Source organism: Halorubrum hochsteinianum, assembly GCF_023702125.1.
GTDB classification, from domain to species: Archaea; Halobacteriota; Halobacteria; order Halobacteriales; family Haloferacaceae; genus Halorubrum; species Halorubrum hochsteinianum.
Genome location: NZ_CP098415.1, coordinates 1,316,501 through 1,331,633 on the forward strand (window position 1 = coordinate 1,316,501; position 15,133 = coordinate 1,331,633).

At 70.4% G+C, this 15,133-nt stretch carries 13 protein-coding genes; 2 read left to right on the plus strand and 11 right to left on the minus strand.

Going from position 1 to position 15,133, the window contains the following annotated elements; genetic code table 11:
• Positions 1-102: 102 nt before the first annotated feature.
• Positions 103-1,107: a Gfo/Idh/MocA family protein gene (locus NAF06_RS06495; RefSeq protein WP_008585205.1), complete on the plus strand. Its 1,005-nt coding sequence runs from the start codon at positions 103-105 to the stop codon at positions 1,105-1,107.
• Positions 1,108-1,128: 21 nt separating this feature from the next.
• Here NAF06_RS06495 and NAF06_RS06500 read toward each other — a convergent pair whose 3' ends face one another.
• The 3 genes from NAF06_RS06500 to pheS all read right to left on the minus strand — a co-directional run bounded on the left by NAF06_RS06500 (position 1,129) and on the right by pheS (position 4,693).
• Positions 1,129-1,284: a hypothetical protein gene (locus NAF06_RS06500; protein WP_160162879.1), complete on the minus strand. Its 156-nt coding sequence runs from the start codon at positions 1,282-1,284 to the stop codon at positions 1,129-1,131.
• 119 nt (positions 1,285-1,403) lie between these two features.
• A complete protein-coding gene (pheT, locus tag NAF06_RS06505; RefSeq protein ID WP_008585203.1) occupies positions 1,404-3,164 on the minus strand; it encodes a phenylalanine--tRNA ligase subunit beta in 1,761 nt (586 codons plus the stop codon).
• Positions 3,164-4,693, minus strand: coding sequence for a phenylalanine--tRNA ligase subunit alpha (gene pheS / locus NAF06_RS06510; RefSeq protein ID WP_008585202.1), 1,530 nt, complete (start codon positions 4,691-4,693; stop codon positions 3,164-3,166). The genes pheT and pheS overlap by 1 nt, the downstream gene beginning before the upstream one ends.
• Before the next feature lie 122 nt (positions 4,694-4,815).
• Between pheS and NAF06_RS06515 the strand changes: the two genes are divergently transcribed.
• Complete coding sequence (locus NAF06_RS06515; protein WP_049908827.1) at positions 4,816-5,121, plus strand: HalOD1 output domain-containing protein; 306 nt, start codon at positions 4,816-4,818, stop codon at positions 5,119-5,121.
• A 65-nt stretch (positions 5,122-5,186) separates the two neighbouring features.
• Here NAF06_RS06515 and NAF06_RS06520 read toward each other — a convergent pair whose 3' ends face one another.
• The 8 genes from NAF06_RS06520 to NAF06_RS06555 form a co-directional block, all read right to left on the minus strand.
• A complete protein-coding gene (locus NAF06_RS06520) occupies positions 5,187-5,849 on the minus strand; it encodes a hypothetical protein (protein WP_008585197.1) in 663 nt (220 codons plus the stop codon).
• Between the two features lie 85 nt (positions 5,850-5,934).
• Positions 5,935-6,585: a nucleotide-binding protein gene (locus NAF06_RS06525; RefSeq protein WP_008585195.1), complete on the minus strand. Its 651-nt coding sequence runs from the start codon at positions 6,583-6,585 to the stop codon at positions 5,935-5,937.
• Positions 6,582-7,361 (minus strand): DUF7857 domain-containing protein, encoded by a 780-nt coding sequence (locus NAF06_RS06530; RefSeq protein WP_008585192.1) that lies wholly within the window; start codon positions 7,359-7,361, stop codon positions 6,582-6,584. Before NAF06_RS06530 ends, NAF06_RS06525 begins: the two co-directional genes overlap by 4 nt.
• Before the next feature lie 24 nt (positions 7,362-7,385).
• The gene (locus tag NAF06_RS06535; RefSeq protein ID WP_008585189.1) at positions 7,386-8,270 is read right to left on the minus strand and encodes a DUF7856 family protein; all 885 of its coding nucleotides are present in this window, start codon (positions 8,268-8,270) and stop codon (positions 7,386-7,388) included.
• Positions 8,267-8,605: a DUF7855 family protein gene (locus NAF06_RS06540; RefSeq protein ID WP_006629010.1), complete on the minus strand. Its 339-nt coding sequence runs from the start codon at positions 8,603-8,605 to the stop codon at positions 8,267-8,269. The genes NAF06_RS06535 and NAF06_RS06540 overlap by 4 nt, the downstream gene beginning before the upstream one ends.
• Before the next feature lie 105 nt (positions 8,606-8,710).
• Positions 8,711-9,004 (minus strand): DUF7854 family protein, encoded by a 294-nt coding sequence (locus NAF06_RS06545; RefSeq protein ID WP_008585186.1) that lies wholly within the window; start codon positions 9,002-9,004, stop codon positions 8,711-8,713.
• On the minus strand, positions 9,005-14,461 hold the full coding sequence (locus tag NAF06_RS06550; RefSeq protein ID WP_008585184.1) for an LAGLIDADG family homing endonuclease: 5,457 nt from the start codon (positions 14,459-14,461) through the stop codon (positions 9,005-9,007). It lies immediately after the preceding gene.
• Between the two features lie 140 nt (positions 14,462-14,601).
• Positions 14,602-14,964: a TRAM domain-containing protein gene (locus NAF06_RS06555; protein ID WP_008585182.1), complete on the minus strand. Its 363-nt coding sequence runs from the start codon at positions 14,962-14,964 to the stop codon at positions 14,602-14,604.
• Positions 14,965-15,133: the final 169 nt, after the last annotated feature.

A 15,133-nucleotide genomic window follows, 5' to 3' on the forward strand; every position in this document is an offset into this window, starting at 1 on the left:
TCGGATCGGTCGACCGGGGTATAATTCCCGGTGTCTGAGCGCGGCCCCGCGGCGCGCCCGCCGGGCGCAAACCACTTGACAGGGGGGCGCGTCGCCCCGTCCATGAGCACTCCGACGGCTGCGGCGGACCGACTCGAATTCGGCGTCCTCGGCACCGCGGGGATCGCCCGCAAGGCGGTGATCCCGGCGATCGCCGCGAGCGACCACTCCGTCGGCGCGGTGGCGTCCCGGGACGCCGACCGCGCGGAACGGTTCGCGGACGAGAACGCGATCCCCCGCAGCTACGGCACCTACGAGGCGCTCCTCGACGACGACGCGCTCGACGCGGTGTACGTCCCGCTCCCGAACGGACGCCACGCCGAGTGGACGAAACGCGCCGCGGACGCCGGGCTGGACGTCCTCTGCGAGAAGCCGCTGGCCGCCGACGCCGACGAGGCCCGGTCGGTCGTCGACCGCTGCGACGAGCGCGGGGTCACGCTGATGGAGGCGTTCATGTACCGGTATCACCCCCGCACCGAGCGCGCCGTCGACCTCGCGGCGACCGAACTCGACGACGTCCGCACGGTGACCGCGACGTTCCGGTTCCCGCTGTACGACCGCCCGAACGACGTGCGGCTCGACCCCGACCTCGCGGGCGGCTCGCTGATGGACGTGGGCTGTTACCCCGTCTCGCTGGCCCGGACCGTCCTCGGCACGCCGGACCGGGCGTACGCCCACGCCGGCGACACGCGGGACGCGGGCGTCGACACCGAGCTCGCGGGCGTGCTGGCGTACGACGACGGCCGGTCGGCCCGGGTCGCCTGCGGGTTCGACACGCAACTCGTCCAGCGGTATCGGATCGACGCGACGAACGGCTGGATCGAGGTCGAGCGGGCCTTCGACGCCCCGACCGACGAGGCGGTGGAACTCACCTACGAGATCGACGGTCGACGCGGCGTCGAGACGTTCCCCGCGGTCGACCAGTACCGGCTTCAGGTCGAGCACTTCGCCGACCGCGTCGCCGACGGGACCGCGCCGCTCACCGACGGGAGCGAGGCCGTCGCGAACATGCGGATCGTCGACGCGCTCGCGGAGAGCGCCGCCGAGGGCGGTCCCGTCGACTGCTGAGCCGCGTCGCTCGACGCCCGACTACCGCGCCGTCGAGCGCGCGTCGTCGCTTGAGTCCGGAGACGGGGACCGAACCGCCTCCCACCCGCTGATACAGGCCTCACAGAGGTAGTACGCGAAGCCGTCGACATCTCGGTACGTCAGCGAGGCGTTGACTCCGCACCTCTCACAGTTCATGCCCGGCCACTACGCCAAGACGGTTATAGGTCTTCTGCTTCCGTCCGTCTCTGTGATAATTCGTTACAGAAGCGCCGGATCGGAAATTCCGGGGCGAGACGCCCGACCTCGTTCGCGGTCTACCGCAGCGCGTCGAGGGCGAACTCGAAGGCCGCGACCGGCACCTCGAGGTCGTGTTCGACCAGCACCGCCGGGTGGAGTTCGCCGATCACGCCGACGCGCTCGCCGTCGATCACCACGTCGGCGGCCCGGCCCTCGATGAACGAGGGGTGTTCGGTTCGCGGCGTCTCCAACTCGGCGTCGAAGTCGCCACAGAGCGCCTGAAGCCGCCCCTTCGCGGCCTCGTAAGAGGCGTCGCGGCGGGCGACCGCGCCGGCGACGTGCCGCGACTCGGCGACGTTCGTGTCCGCGTCGTCGTCCCGCTCGGCGACGAAGCCGACCTCCGCGACGTCCTGCGGGTAGGCGTTGTGCGTGTTCCGCTCCAACAGCATCACGAGCGACGGGAGCGCCCACGTGCGGAGCTGGGTGTACTCCTCGCTGTACGGCTCCGTGATCTCGACCGGGTCGCCGCCGCCGAAGACGCCCGCGCCGTCGACCGCCGCGCCACCGGTGCCCGGCTCGACCCGCATCCGCTCGTAGTTCTCCGTCCCGCTCGTCATGTGGAAGTTCAGCAGGTCCTCGAACCCCAATCCGACGAGGCTGGTCCGGACCGCGTCCTCCAGCCGGGAGCGCTCGTGACGCCCGCCGACGGTGCCCACGTCGGGGTACCGCGGCTCCAGCTCGTCGAAGCCGTACGCGCGCCCCACGTCGTCGACGAGGTCGAGCGGGTGGAGCACGTCGACGCGGTACGGCGGAATCTCGACCTCGTACGTCACGTCCTCGCCGAGCGTGTAGGAGGCGTCCAGCCCGGAACGCTCGAAGCAGTCGACGACCTCCTCGGGCTCGAAGTCGACGCCGAGCAGCGTCTCGATCCGGTCGTGGCTCACGCTCTTCTCGTCGGTGTCGAGGTTCGGGCGGATCAGCTCGGAGCCGTACTCGTCCGGGTGGGTCGCGCCGTCCGCGTAGTTCACCTCGACCTCCTCGATCGTGGCCCCGCGGGCCGACAGCGCGTAGCAGATGATGTTGCACATCCGGTCTATCGTCCACTGGTCGGTGCCGGTGAGCTCGACGAACAGCTCCCGGGAGCCGGTCGTCACCTCGGTCCGCTTCCCGTTGATGACGGGCGGGAACGAGAAGAGGCCGAGCTCGTCGTAGATCGCCGGGTAGCGGTCGAGATCCGCGACGAGGTCGGCGTACGTCTCGCCGGTAGCGTGCTCCGTCAGGACCTCGGCCGGGGTCAGCTCGTCGTTGGAGTCGAGCGGGACGAACGCGTCGCCGTCGGGGTCGACGCCGCGGTAGGTGACCGACGGCTCCGCGCCCTCCTGGAGCGGCGCGCCCTTCACCATCGCGAGGTCGTGGATGCCGATCGCGCCTTTCGCGCGGCCGCGCCCCATCGTCGCGTGGAGCTTCTCTTGGAGCTGGATCAGCGACTCCAGCGCCGCCTCGTCGAGGTCGAGCCCGCGCACCACGGCCCCGGTGACGTACGGGCGTTCGTCGGGGACCGACTCGTCGACCTCGATGGTCCACTCCGGATCGTTCGTGTTCGGGACGTAGACGCCGCGGGCGTCGCCGTAGTGGTACCGCAGCGACCGCGCCACGCCCTCGACGGAGAGCCGGTCGAGCCGGTCGGGCGCGAACTCGAACTGGTACTGGCCGTCGTCGGTCTCGCCCTCGAACTCCAGGCCGAGGCCGAACAGGTCGGCCTTGAGCTCCTCGTCGTCCTTCTCCCCGTGGCCGGTGAGCTCGCGGAGCTCGTCGGGGTCGACGTCGACGACGGGCATCAGTAGCTCACCTCCGCGTTCCGCAGGAAGTCGATGTCGGCCAGGGTGCCGTGGAGGTCGCGGATGTCCTCCGCGCCCGTCGTCAGCATCGCGAGCCGCTCTAAGGCGAGCCCCCACGCCATCACGTCGCAGTCGACGCCGAGCGGCCCCGTGACCTCCTCGCGGAAGACGCCGGAGTTACCGATCTCGATCTCCTCGCCGGTCTCCGGGTGCTCGCCGAACAGCTCGAAGGACGGCTCCGTGTAGGGGTTGTAGTGCGGCTTGAACTTGATGTCCGTAATTCCGAACTGCCGGTAGAACTCCTCGAACGTGCCCATCAGGTCGCGCACGGAGAGGTCCTCGGCCATCACCCACCCCTCGATCTGGAAGAACTCCAGTAAGTGCGTCGGGTCGAGCGTGTCGTTGCGGTACACCTTCTCGACGGAGAAGTAGCGCTGGGGCGGCTCCAACTCGGCCCCGGCGACCCCGGAGAGGTAGCGCATCGACAGCGACGTGGTGTGGCCGCGGAGGGCGACCTCGCGGGCGAACTCCTCGGACCACGGCGAGTGGTAGCCGTCGGCGTCCTCGCCCCAGCCGTCGCGGTGCGCCGACTCGACCCGGTCGATCAGCTCGTCCGGAATCTCCTCCATCGGGTCCACGTCAAGCGCGAAGCGGTCCCAGTGGGTCCGCGCCGGGTGGTCCTGCGGCATGAACAGGCAGTCGTTGATCCAGAAGTCGGCGTCGGCGTGAGGGCCTTCCATCTCCTGGAACCCCATGCCGACCAGCACGTCCTTCACGCGGTCGGCGGTCCGGCGGAGGACGTGTTTGCGGCCGCCGCGGGCCGTCTCCGCCTCGGCCTCGACGTTGTACTCGGCGAACTCGGCGTCGCGCCACTCGCCGCTGGCGAGCAGCTCCGGCGTGAGCGCGCCCACCGTCTCGGCCGCCTCGACGCCGGTCATCAGCGCGTCGACGCCGTCGTCGGTGAGCGTCACCGTCCGCGTGACCGACTCCGCGAGCGCGACGAGCCCCCGCGAGTCCAGCCGGTCGATCACCGACGCCTCGACGCCGAGGTCGCCCGCGTCGAGGCCCGCCCCGCCGGCGTCGGCGAGCGCCGCGAGCGCCGCCGCCTCAGGGTCGGCGTCGGGGTCGGCGTCCGAGGCGATCGAAAGCTCGCCGCCGTCGACGCTCCCGAAGCCCTTGCGCGCGAAGTTCGCGAGCGCGATGTCGACCTCGGGCCCGTCCAGGTCGGCCTCGCCGATGACCGCCCCCATCGAGACCGGGTCGGCGTCGGCACCCGCGTCGAGGCCGGCGCGGTAGAGCCGCGTCTCGGGGAGTCCCTCGTCGACGTACGTCCGCCCCTCGTCGGTGAGTTCGAGCGTCTCGTCGGTCACCGACGCGACCTCGACGAGGCCCTCGTCGGCGAGGTCGAAGGCCGCGCCCGCGACCGTCTCCGGTTTCAGGTCCGTCTCCTCGCCGAGCTCCGCTACCGTTCGTTCGTCCGTCGCGCTCGCGGCCTCGAGGACCGCGAGCTGTCGTTCCGTGAGTCGCATTCGAGTTGTCTCTACACGCGTGCGGCTGGTTGGTAACGGTTCCGGGACCGCCCCGTCACGGCGAAATCAGTTATGATAGCTTGAACGTCCGTTTTATGTACCAGTTCGGCGAGGACGCAGACATGAGCAGCGTAACGCCCGAACCGACCGACTCCGGTTCGCCGCCCGAGACGGCCCGCGTCCGCCACGGCGGCAGCGGTCCCAGCCCCAGCCTCGCCGTCGTCGAGGCGATCGCCGACCTCGCCGGCGTCGACCCGACCGACCTGTCCGACGAGGGCGTGGTGTTGTACGAACACGTCGACCCCGACGCGCTGAACGCGATCGTCTCCGGTCGACCCGACGCGGACGTGGACGTCTCGCTCACGTTCGCGGGCTACGACGTCCGCGTCGGTCCCGACTCCGCCGTCGCCCGTCGCTCGCGGGAGTAGTCCCTTTTCACCCGCGACCCGGCGAGGCGGTTCGGTCCACGGCCGACCGAACCAGTCCCGTCCCGCTACGCCTCGTCGCCCGCGCGTTCGCGGAGCCGCGCGATCCGGTCGCCGAGCGGCGGCTGGACCTCGAACCACGTCGACCAGTCGCCGGTCTCCGGCTCGACCCCGCGGCGCTCCGCGACGCGTTCGAAGGCGGCCGCGACCCGGTCCGCGCCGACCGCGTCCGCCGCGCGGGCGTCCGCCGCGTACTGGACCCGGCGGCCGGCCCAGAAGGAGACGAGCCCCACCGCGACGAGGGCGGCGAACCCGGACTCGAACGGGACGAGCGCCGTCACCACGCCCGCCAGCGCCGCCAGCACGCCCCCGACCGCGACGGCGCGGAACTCGGCGTAGTACGTCGCCACCCGTCCGGCCTCCGCCGCGAGCAGCCCGACCGCGACGTCCTCGTCGAGGTCCGTCAGCACGTCTTCGGTGAGGAACAGCACCCGCCGCCGGGGCGGCCCGCGGACGGCGACCTCCGCGGGACCGGGAGCGTTACCCGGGGCCTCGATCGCGATCCGGTCGACGTCGAGCCCGCCCGGCTCCGCCAGCGCCCCGATCTGGGCGCGCTCCGCGTCCGTCGGCTCCCGGAGGTCGCGGTAGCGGTCGGCGGCGTACAGCGGTCCGACGGCGACCGCGAGCGCGGCGACGACCCCGACACCGAGCGCGAGCGCGACCCTGATCATCGCTCTCGCCGACGGGACGACCGGAGTAAAAAGGCCCGGTGTCGCGGCGGCGCTCCGAGTCGCCCTCGGCGCGTCCGTCCCCGGATCACGCCGGGACGCGCCGCGCGAGCGCCCGGACCGCCGCCGCGGCCTCGCTGTCGGGGGCGGCGGCGACGACCGGGCGCTCGGCTTCCACCGACCGCCCGACGCGCGGGTCGGCCGGGACCACCTCGACCGGCGCGCCGAGCGCGTCGCCGATCGGCTCCACCGGCGGCGGTTCGGTCACGCGGTTGACCGCGCAGCCGACCAGCCCGGCGTCGAGCTCGCGCGCGAGCTCCCGGGTCCGGATCGCGTCGGCCAGCGCGAACGCCCGCGGCGAGACGACGAGCAGGCAGGCGTCTGCGATCGCCAGCGGCACCCCGGCGTCCGCGCGCCGCCCCGCGGGACAGTCGAGGACGACGGTCCCGAACTCCCGTTCGACCGCGGCGACCGCCTCGCTCAGGTGGCTCAGGTCGGCCGCCCGCGCGCCGGCCAGCGTCCGCCCGCACGGGACGATGTCCACCGGGCCGCTCCGCACCGTCTCGATCGGGGCCGCAGCGCCGGCGAGCACGTCGTGGAGGTCCGGGCCGCGCCCGTCCGGGAGGTCGGCCATCCCGAGGTCCGCGTCGACGACGACCCCGTCGAGTCCGGCGGCGACGTTGTACGCGAGCGTCGTCTTCCCGACCCCTCCCTTCCCGCCCGCGACCGCGAGGATCACGCGAGCCCCTCCAGCGCTTCCGTCGGCACGTCGCTCTCCTCAGCGCGTTCCGCCAGCGCCGCGGCCCGGTCACGGATCGCCCGCAGGCGCTCGGCGTCGGCCGCGACGCGCTCGTCGAGTCCCTCGACCGCGTCGATACCGCCGGCCTCCTCGACGGCCTCCGTCGCCGTCGCGAGGTCGGCGTCGGTCAGCCGCTCCGCCAAGTCGATCCGGGCCTCCGCGGCCGCGAACAGCGCGTCGACCGCCGCGGGCTCCACCTCGGCAGGCTCCGTCTCGCCGGGCGTCGTGTCCGCCGACGCCGCCGACGATCGGTCCGGCCACTCCTCGTCCGCCGATTCGACGCCCCCTGCGTCACGGTCGAGGTCAGCCGGTTCCCCCTCGGTCTCGCCGGCTCCGTCGACCGCTCGCCGCGGCGGTCGGTGGTCGTCGAGGTCGCGCAGCGCCGCTCGCACGGCTGAACCGTCCTCCCCGTCGCCCGCGCCGTCGACCGCTCCGGACGCGTCCGCGGGCTCGATGTCGACGACCTCGACCGGCGGCTCGACCCGCTCCGCGAGCGCGGCGAAGCCGAACGCCGCCTCGTCGCCCGGCCCGATCACCGCGGTCACCCCCGCCGCGTCCCACCCGGCCGCGGCCGCGCCGCCCCGCCGCGGCGGGAGGACGGGGGCGTCCAGTCGGCTCTCGATCCGGACCCGTCGCGGGACCGCCCCGTCGTTCCGCACCCGGAAGCCGACGAGCGACGCGCCGCCCTCGCGCTCGACGTACCAGTCCAGTTCCATGCGCCGGATCCCGCGGAATCACACTTAAACGTCGGGCCGGTCCGACGCCCCGCCGGCGGCCTCCCCCACGCGAACGCGCGCGGTCCGGAGCAGCGACCTCGCGCTCCTGTCCGCCGCCTCGACCGCCCGCGCCGCCTCGCCGCGAAGTTCCACCGGGGCGTCGAGCGCCGCGACCCTGACCGCCGCGAGCGACGCGGCGACCGGGTCGCCGTCGTACGCCTCCGGTCCCGACCCGGCGTCGTTCGGATCGCCGCCCGGAACGACCGCGAGCGCCTGTCGGAACTCCGGGTACACCGCCTCGGCGAGTTCGTGACGGGCGGCGCGCCGGCGGTTGCGGAGCCGGTCGCGGAGCCGGAGCCGCCGCCGGCGCTCGTCGCGGTTCCGGGCGGCCTCGGCTCGGGCGCGTTCGAGGGCCTGTTCGGCGGCGATCGCCTCGGTCTGCGCGGCCGACAGTTCGGCCGCCGCGGTCTCTAGGTCGTCGAGCGCCGCGTCCGCGTCGGCGTCGACCGCGCGGCGCGCCCGGGCGTCGCCGCGCAGCGCGGCGACCCGTTCTTTCAGCCGCTCGATCTCGCCTGTCGTCTCCGCGACCCGTCGCCGCGCGGCGGTCAGGTCTACGGGTTCAATCTCGATCGCGGCGAGATCCGACTCGATATCGTCGATCTCGCTCGCCACCGACGCGGTCCGCCCCCGAGACCGCGCCGCCGCCGCGAGCTGGCGTCGGAGCCCGGCGTCGGTGGGGATCCGCCCGATCACCGCGCTCGGTTCGGGACGCTCCTCGACGGGGACGGGCCCGTCCTCCTCGTCCGCTCCGGGGCGTCCGTCTCGTCCGTTTTCCCCGTCTCGCCCGTCTTGCCTGTCCCTCTCGTCCCCGCAGTCGGACGCCGACGGCGTCGATCTCGCCCCGGTCACAGCTCCCGACCCCGCATCGCGTCCGGATCCGGATGGTCCGTCCCCGCGGCGAACGCCGCGTACGGCGTCGACTTCGCGCTCCGGTCCGCGTAGGCCGCGGCGGCCTCTCGCACCGGCTCGTCGAGGGCGACGAACTCGTTGAACGGCTCGGTGCGCTCGATCTGGACGTCCCCGCCGTGCGACTCCCGCAGCCGCAAGGCGAGGAACGCGGCGTACACCGTCTCGTCGAACAGCGCGGCCCGCCCGAACCGCCGGGCGACGACCGACTCGTGGCGGCGACACAGGTTCCGGAGACCGGTTCGGGCGGCCGCCGAGTAGGTCACGACCAACAGCACGGCCGCCGCTGGTCGATTTCGGAATTTATCTGTTCCGGACCGGAACGTTTCAGTCGCGTTCAGCGATCCCGGCGTCGTCGGGCGATCGCAGCCGCGATCCGACGGTCAAAAGCGCTCGAGGTCGAACGCCGGGCGATCGGCCTCGCCCGGCCCGTCGTCGACGCCAGTCGCCGCGAGGACGCGCTCGCGCGCGGCCGGCTCCGAGGGCGCGACGACCACGGTCCCGTCGACCGGGTCGTCGCCGACCGCTCGGAACACGTCGTCGTCGCCGTCGAACTCGGTGGCGTACGTCCGGAGCACGGCCGCGACGCGTCGCTCCGTGGCCGCGAGGTCCGCCTCGCCGTCCTCGAACTCGCGGAGCGCGTCCTCGACGTTCCGTATCGCGGAGATCCGGTCCATCTACGTCGTCCGGAGATGCCCCTGCTGGGGTTCGTACACTTCGCCCTTCGTCCGGAGCTTCTCGATCTCCTGCTCCGCCTTCCCCGGGTCCATCCCGATCTCGCCGGCGCGGTCGAGCACCTCGTCGACGGGCGCGCCCTCCTGGTACTCCTCCTCGATGTCGGCGATGAGCCCCTTGATGTTCTTGATCCGGTCGCGCTGGCTCTTCGAGGTTCCCGTCTCGACCACGTCGGCGTCGAACTGCCCCGTCTCCGGGTCGACGCCGATGTCCTTGAGACACGACTCGACGATGTTCGTCGCGCGGTCGGCGTCCTCGCGCTCGACGGTGTCCGAGAGGCGGACCCGCGCGCTGGCCTCGGAGAGCCGCACCATCGCCTCCAGCTTCCGGGCGGTCACCGGCACCGGCGCGTCCTCGTCGGCCCCCTTCGAGCGGAGGTCGACGTAGAACTCCTCGATCAGCTCCTTCGCCTCGTCGGTCATCGTCGGGAAGCAGGAGCGCTTCGCGTGGGCGACGTACTTGCGAAGCAGCTCCGCGTCGATCTCCGGCGCGACCTCCTCGGTCACCTCCGCCACCTGCTCCGAGGTGAACTCCGAACTCGCCAGCTCCTCGCGCTGCGTGTTGAGCTCGCCGGCGTAGTTCGTCTTGATGATGTGCTGGGCCAGCCGGGAGTCGTGCTCCGGGTCCGGGCTGTCCGTCACCGTGAAGATCAGGTCGAACCGAGAGATAAGTGCGGGTTCCAGATCGATCTGCTCGCCGATCGGCTCGTACTGGTCGAACCGCCCGTACTTCGGGTTCGCCGCGCCGAGCAGCGAACAGCGGGCCTTGAGGGTGGCGTTGATCCCCGCCTTCGAGACGGAGATCTTCTGCTGTTCGAGCCCCTCGTGCATCGCGGAGCGGTCCGAGGAGTTGTGGACGACGAGCCCGTTCGCGACGAAGTTGTGGGTCCCCTCGACGGTCAGGTCGTACACTCTCGGTCGCTCCCCGTCCTCGATCCGCGTCAGGATCGACCGCAGCGCTGCTTTGACGTCGGCCACCTCGCCCGCGACCGCCTCACGCAGGTCGTCGAGTCGCTCCGTTTCGACCGCTCCGGAGAGCCACCGGGAGACGGTCGCCTGCGTCACGTCGAGCGACGACGCGACGTCGGCTTGGCTGACGCCGTACGCGTCGAGCGCGGCAGATAATTCCGCCCGCGTTTCGCCGACCGGGCCCCGGTCGACCAGTTCACGGGCACGCTCTTCGACCGTCTCCACCGGTCCCCCGATCACGTCCGCGAGACGCTGTCGGAGCACCCCGCCGCGGTGTTCGGTCGACTCGGGCGGTACGGTTTCGACGGACTCGACGCGACGCCACTTCACGTCGCCGCGGACGAACTCGCGGAGGTCGGAGAGGTCGGTCTCCGCCACGCCTCCGACGATCTCTCGGAGTCGGGCCGTCACGGTTCGACGAACCGCCTCGCTGTCGCCCCACTCCCGCGAGATCCGCTGTTGTGACACGTCGGTCCCCTCCGCGAGCTCGGACTGCGGGACGTGGTAGCGGTGCCGCAGTTCGGCGAGGGCGTCCCACGTCGGGTCCGATTCGAGCGTCGTCAGGTCCTCGCCCGCCGTCTCGGTCCGCGCCTCGAACGCGCCGAGCACTCGGCCGGCTCGGTCGACGGAGACGTTCGCCGCGCCGCTCTCGAAGTCGTGATACGTGCCGGCGTCGAGCCCGCACTCGTCTTGGTGTAGTCGGAGCGACTCGCGACTTCCGGCGAGAATCTCGTCGACCTCCGGGATCACGTCGAGGATCGTCCGATCGCCGTCGGCGGCCTCGACGACTCGGTCGAGCGACGACGCCTTTCGGCTGGCCGTGAATCCGACGAACCGACGGAACGCCGCCAGCGAGTCCGCGTCGGTCACCGTGAGGTAGTACACGTCTCGGCCGCCGCTCCGTTCGCGGTGCTGGAGCTGACTCGACACGCCGAACTGTAAGAGGATGTTCCGCGTGCCTCGGAGCAGGTCTCGGCTCGCGGACGCTATCCGAATGTTCCCGGCCGACTCGTCCACGTGACCCTCGCTGTCGGCGAGCGCGCGGACGAACGCGGCCTTTGCCGCCCGGCTTCCGGTCGAAACGGGGGTCGGGAAGCACTTCTCGTCGTACCGGCCGAGGTTCATCCCGGCGTTGAGGACGGCATCGGCGTGTTCTTTTCCGTGGACGCGGACCGTCTCGACGCTGTCACGCTTCTCGCTCGGGTAGCGCGTCGGCTCCGTGCCGAACGCTTCGCGCGCCGCGCGTTCGAAGTCGTCCAACAGCTCGCGATCGGCGTTGGTGAACCGAACGCCGTAGACGCCCTCGTCGCGGTCGTAGTAGACGTTTCCGTCGCCGGAGAGGTAGCCGAGGACGCTTCCCATCGCGGCGTCAACCCCGTCGCCACCGTCACCCGGAACGGCGTCGTCGCCCCCCGCCGCCGCTACCGCTCCGCCGCCGTCGGCGGCCGCGGTCGGAACCTCGCGCGGGACGTACACCCAGTCGCCCTCGTCGAGCGCGGCCGCCTCGCGCTCGACTCGCTCGCCGTCGTCAAGCACGAAGAACGGGTGGTCGGCCGTCGAGCGGAGCGACTCGCCCGTCTCCATCGTCACGCGAGTCAGCTCCGCGGGGGCGTCGTACTCGTGGACGGCGGAGACGGGGCGTTCGACCAGCCGCCCGTTCTCGTCCATCGACCAGACCGCGAGGTCGACGTCGCGGACGCGGCGGCCGTTCGAGAGTTCCTCTATTTCGCCGTCCTCGGCGGCCTCCCGCGCCAGTTCGTCGATGCGCTCGACGCGCCCGTCAGAGAGCGTGACCAGCGTGTCTCCGGTGACGCAGTCCATCTTGTCGAGTTCGTCGACCGCCGCGATCCCCTTGTCTGCGAGGACGAGCGCGCCGGCTTCGAGGGACCACTGTTGGCCGTCGCCGAAGTCGTCACGAACAGCCGCGGCGGTGAGGCCCGCCGCGGACGACCCCTTCCCGGAGGTGTACACCGAGCGGGGTGCGATGTTTTCTACGTACGAAATCATCTGAGAGTTGTGCGAGATAATCCCGTTCGAGACGTAGTTGTGTGTTCCCTCGACTTCGAGATCGTACACCCAATCGTCTTCGGGGTTGACCGGTTCGATGGACTCGATGCGGTCCCACCGAATATCGTCATCCACTAATTGTCGAAGAGCCGCAATATCGGCAGCTACTCCCCCTCCATCGGTCTGTGCGCTTCCGATCTCCGTGCTGTTTGTCGAGGGTGAATTCGCGGCCTCGAACGCTTCAACGACGTTCCGAAGCGCACCGACGCTCGGATTTCGCGATCCCGCTTCGTAGTGACGATAGGTGTTGCGAGGAACGCCGCACTCGTACTGCGTCAGTCCGAGCGCGTCACGAACTCGCCGGAGGACGGGGGCGACGTTCGGAACGACGTTGAGGTTGGTGTTCCGATCTGTTTCGAGATGTTCCTCTGCCGCCTCCTGCTTTCGGTCGGTCACGAACCCGATTTCGGTCACGTACCGGTCGAACTGTGCCCCGCTAATCCGTAGCCGGTGGCTTCCGTTCTTCCGCTCGTGGAGTTGGCTGGTGATTCCGTGTTGAAGCAGAAGCGTCCGAAGATCCGTGAGAAGCGTCTCACTCATGGAGGCAACGGTAATTTCCCGCTGCTTCGCTGAGACGTGAGCCTCTCCTTCGACGAATCCCTTTATGAACATCCGCGTGGCGGAAGGTGACGCTCCGAGGATCGGTCTCGGAATCCGCTGGTCTGCGGACCCCTCAAGGAGCACCTCGTCGAGGTTTTCGAGGAAACTGACGAACTCTCCCGCAGAACACAATAACTCCCTCGCGTCCTTTCCGTCATGTGGTTCGCGGGTCGTGGTTTGGAGGCCGAGAGTCTCCAATGTCGACCGAGCATCGGACAGGACCGCCTCGTCGTTGTTCGTGATCGACACGAACCCCGAATGGTCGTCACGCCGCTCAACGTACCCCTCAGCGACGATGTATCCGAGGAGACGCGCGAGATCCGGTGTCCACTCGTCGGGCAGATCGAGCCGAACCGCGTTGTGCGACTGAGCGCGGCGGAATTCGACGTTGACCGCGTCGTCACCTTCGACATTGAGTCGGTTCGGAGCAGCGACGAACTCGCCTTCGTTCAGTTCGTCCGCGACGACCGCCTCGAACCGTCCGTCACGTTGAACGAACAGCGGATGCGACGGCGTTACTTCCAGTTCCGCGCCGGAGGCGGTTTCGACGCGGTACATCGTTTCGGGAGCCTCCCGCTTCCAGACCTTCGTCGCCCGGGCGGACCCCACGGTCCCGTCGGAGCGGAGCGACGGCACCTCAAAGTCGACCTCGTCAAAGACGCCATCGTCGACCGGTTTCGAGTCATTGAGGTTATCTTCAACGAGGTCTCGTATCGGAACCTTCCGCCCGTCTCCGAGGGTCACACGAGTATCACCTTTCAAACACTTACCCGTGCCCGGATCCCCGATCAGGAGCATATGAAGATCTCCGCGGATCCGCGAGCCGTCGGGGAGGTGCTTGGTGACGCCGGAGAACAGCTGGAGGATCATCGCGAGCTTCTCCTCCTCGTAGCCGTAGATGGCGGGCGCGATGGATCCGACCATCGCCTCGTAGATGTCGTCGCGCTCGGAGAGTTCGATGATGTCGCGTTTGTCCGCCTCGGTGATGTCCATGTCCTCGAACTCCTCGTCCTCGATGGAGATGGAGACGCCGTCCATGTACAGGTCGAAGATGGCGGACTTCTCGTTGCCCTGCTCGACCTGCTCGATGTGGAGGACGCCGACGCAGGTGACGTGGTCGCCGGGGCTCACCTCGCCGGTGATGTCGTCGACGATGTCGACGTCGAGCGACTGGGGCGTCTCGCCGCCGCGCAGGCCCTCCGGCGACTCCTGAATGCGGAGCTTCTGGGAGTCGACGAACTCGGACTGGTCGAAGTTGACGCGGAAGGGTCCCTGCCGCTCACAGCCCTGACACTCGTGGGGCTCTTGGAAGCCGCCGTCGGACTGCGGGATGTACGTCATCGTGCCGCAGCGCTGGCACTCGAAGGCGGCCTCGGTCACCTTCGGGCGCACGTCGGTCGCCTTGCGGACGATTCCCTGAACGGAGACGAGCTTGCCGATGTGGTCGTCGTGGACTCGAATGCCGCGGATGTCGACGCTCTCGGGCAGGTCCTCGATCCGGACGTGCGCGCGGCCGAGGCTGACGTCGGCGGGGAGGTCGTAGAGCCGCAGCGCCTCCTCGGCGTACTCGCGCATCTGTTCGGGCTTGTTCAGGAAGTCCTCGGCGAGGTCGCGGTCGAACTGAAAGAGATCGTCGTAGGAGACGTACAGCGAGCGCTCCTCGTTGGGGTAGCGCTGCGCGAGCTGTCCGATCTCCTCGCGGTAGTAGTTCCGGTAGAACTGGATGAACCGCTCCGTGAGGTCTTGGGTGCCGGCCTGTGCCATTGCGACACCACTTCGTCACCATCACGTATCAACCTCCGGTTCGGAGCGGACGTGGTCGATCGAAGCGCGGTCGACGGGCGGTTCGAACGCGGTCGATTCAGGCGCGGGCGGAGCGCGGGCGGGGCGGTCGAGCATTCCGGCTACGCCCGCCCGACGAACGTCGCGTCCGCGGAAGTGCGGCCCTGGTTGAACGAGAGCACCTTCGCGCGGATCACGTCGCCGGGTTCGAGGCCGCCGGGGATGTCCTCGGCGAACACGACGAACCCCTCGACCTTCCCGACGGCGACCTCCGAGCCGGAGTGGTGGTCCGTCAGCTCCGTCACGCCGAACTCGTACGTCTCGCCGATCTCGACGGGCGCGTCGCGCCTCTGAGCGGCCTCGTGGGCGCGCTTCGACTCGCGCGCCTCGGCGGACGGGCCGCGGAGCCGGCGGACGAGCACGAACAGCGCGATCAGCGCGACCGCGACCGCGATACCGATCACGAGCGGCGACGAGGGGATCATACCCGTGCGGTCGACCGCGGTCGTCTAAACGATGTGGGTCCGCGACGGCGGTCGGCCGGGCGACCCGGACGCGCCCACGCTCCCGCCAACGGGATCCGTTCGCCGCGCTCGCATGAGAAACGCCTTTGCCCTCGAAGCCCCCCTCTCAATCCGATGCGACACAGCCGCG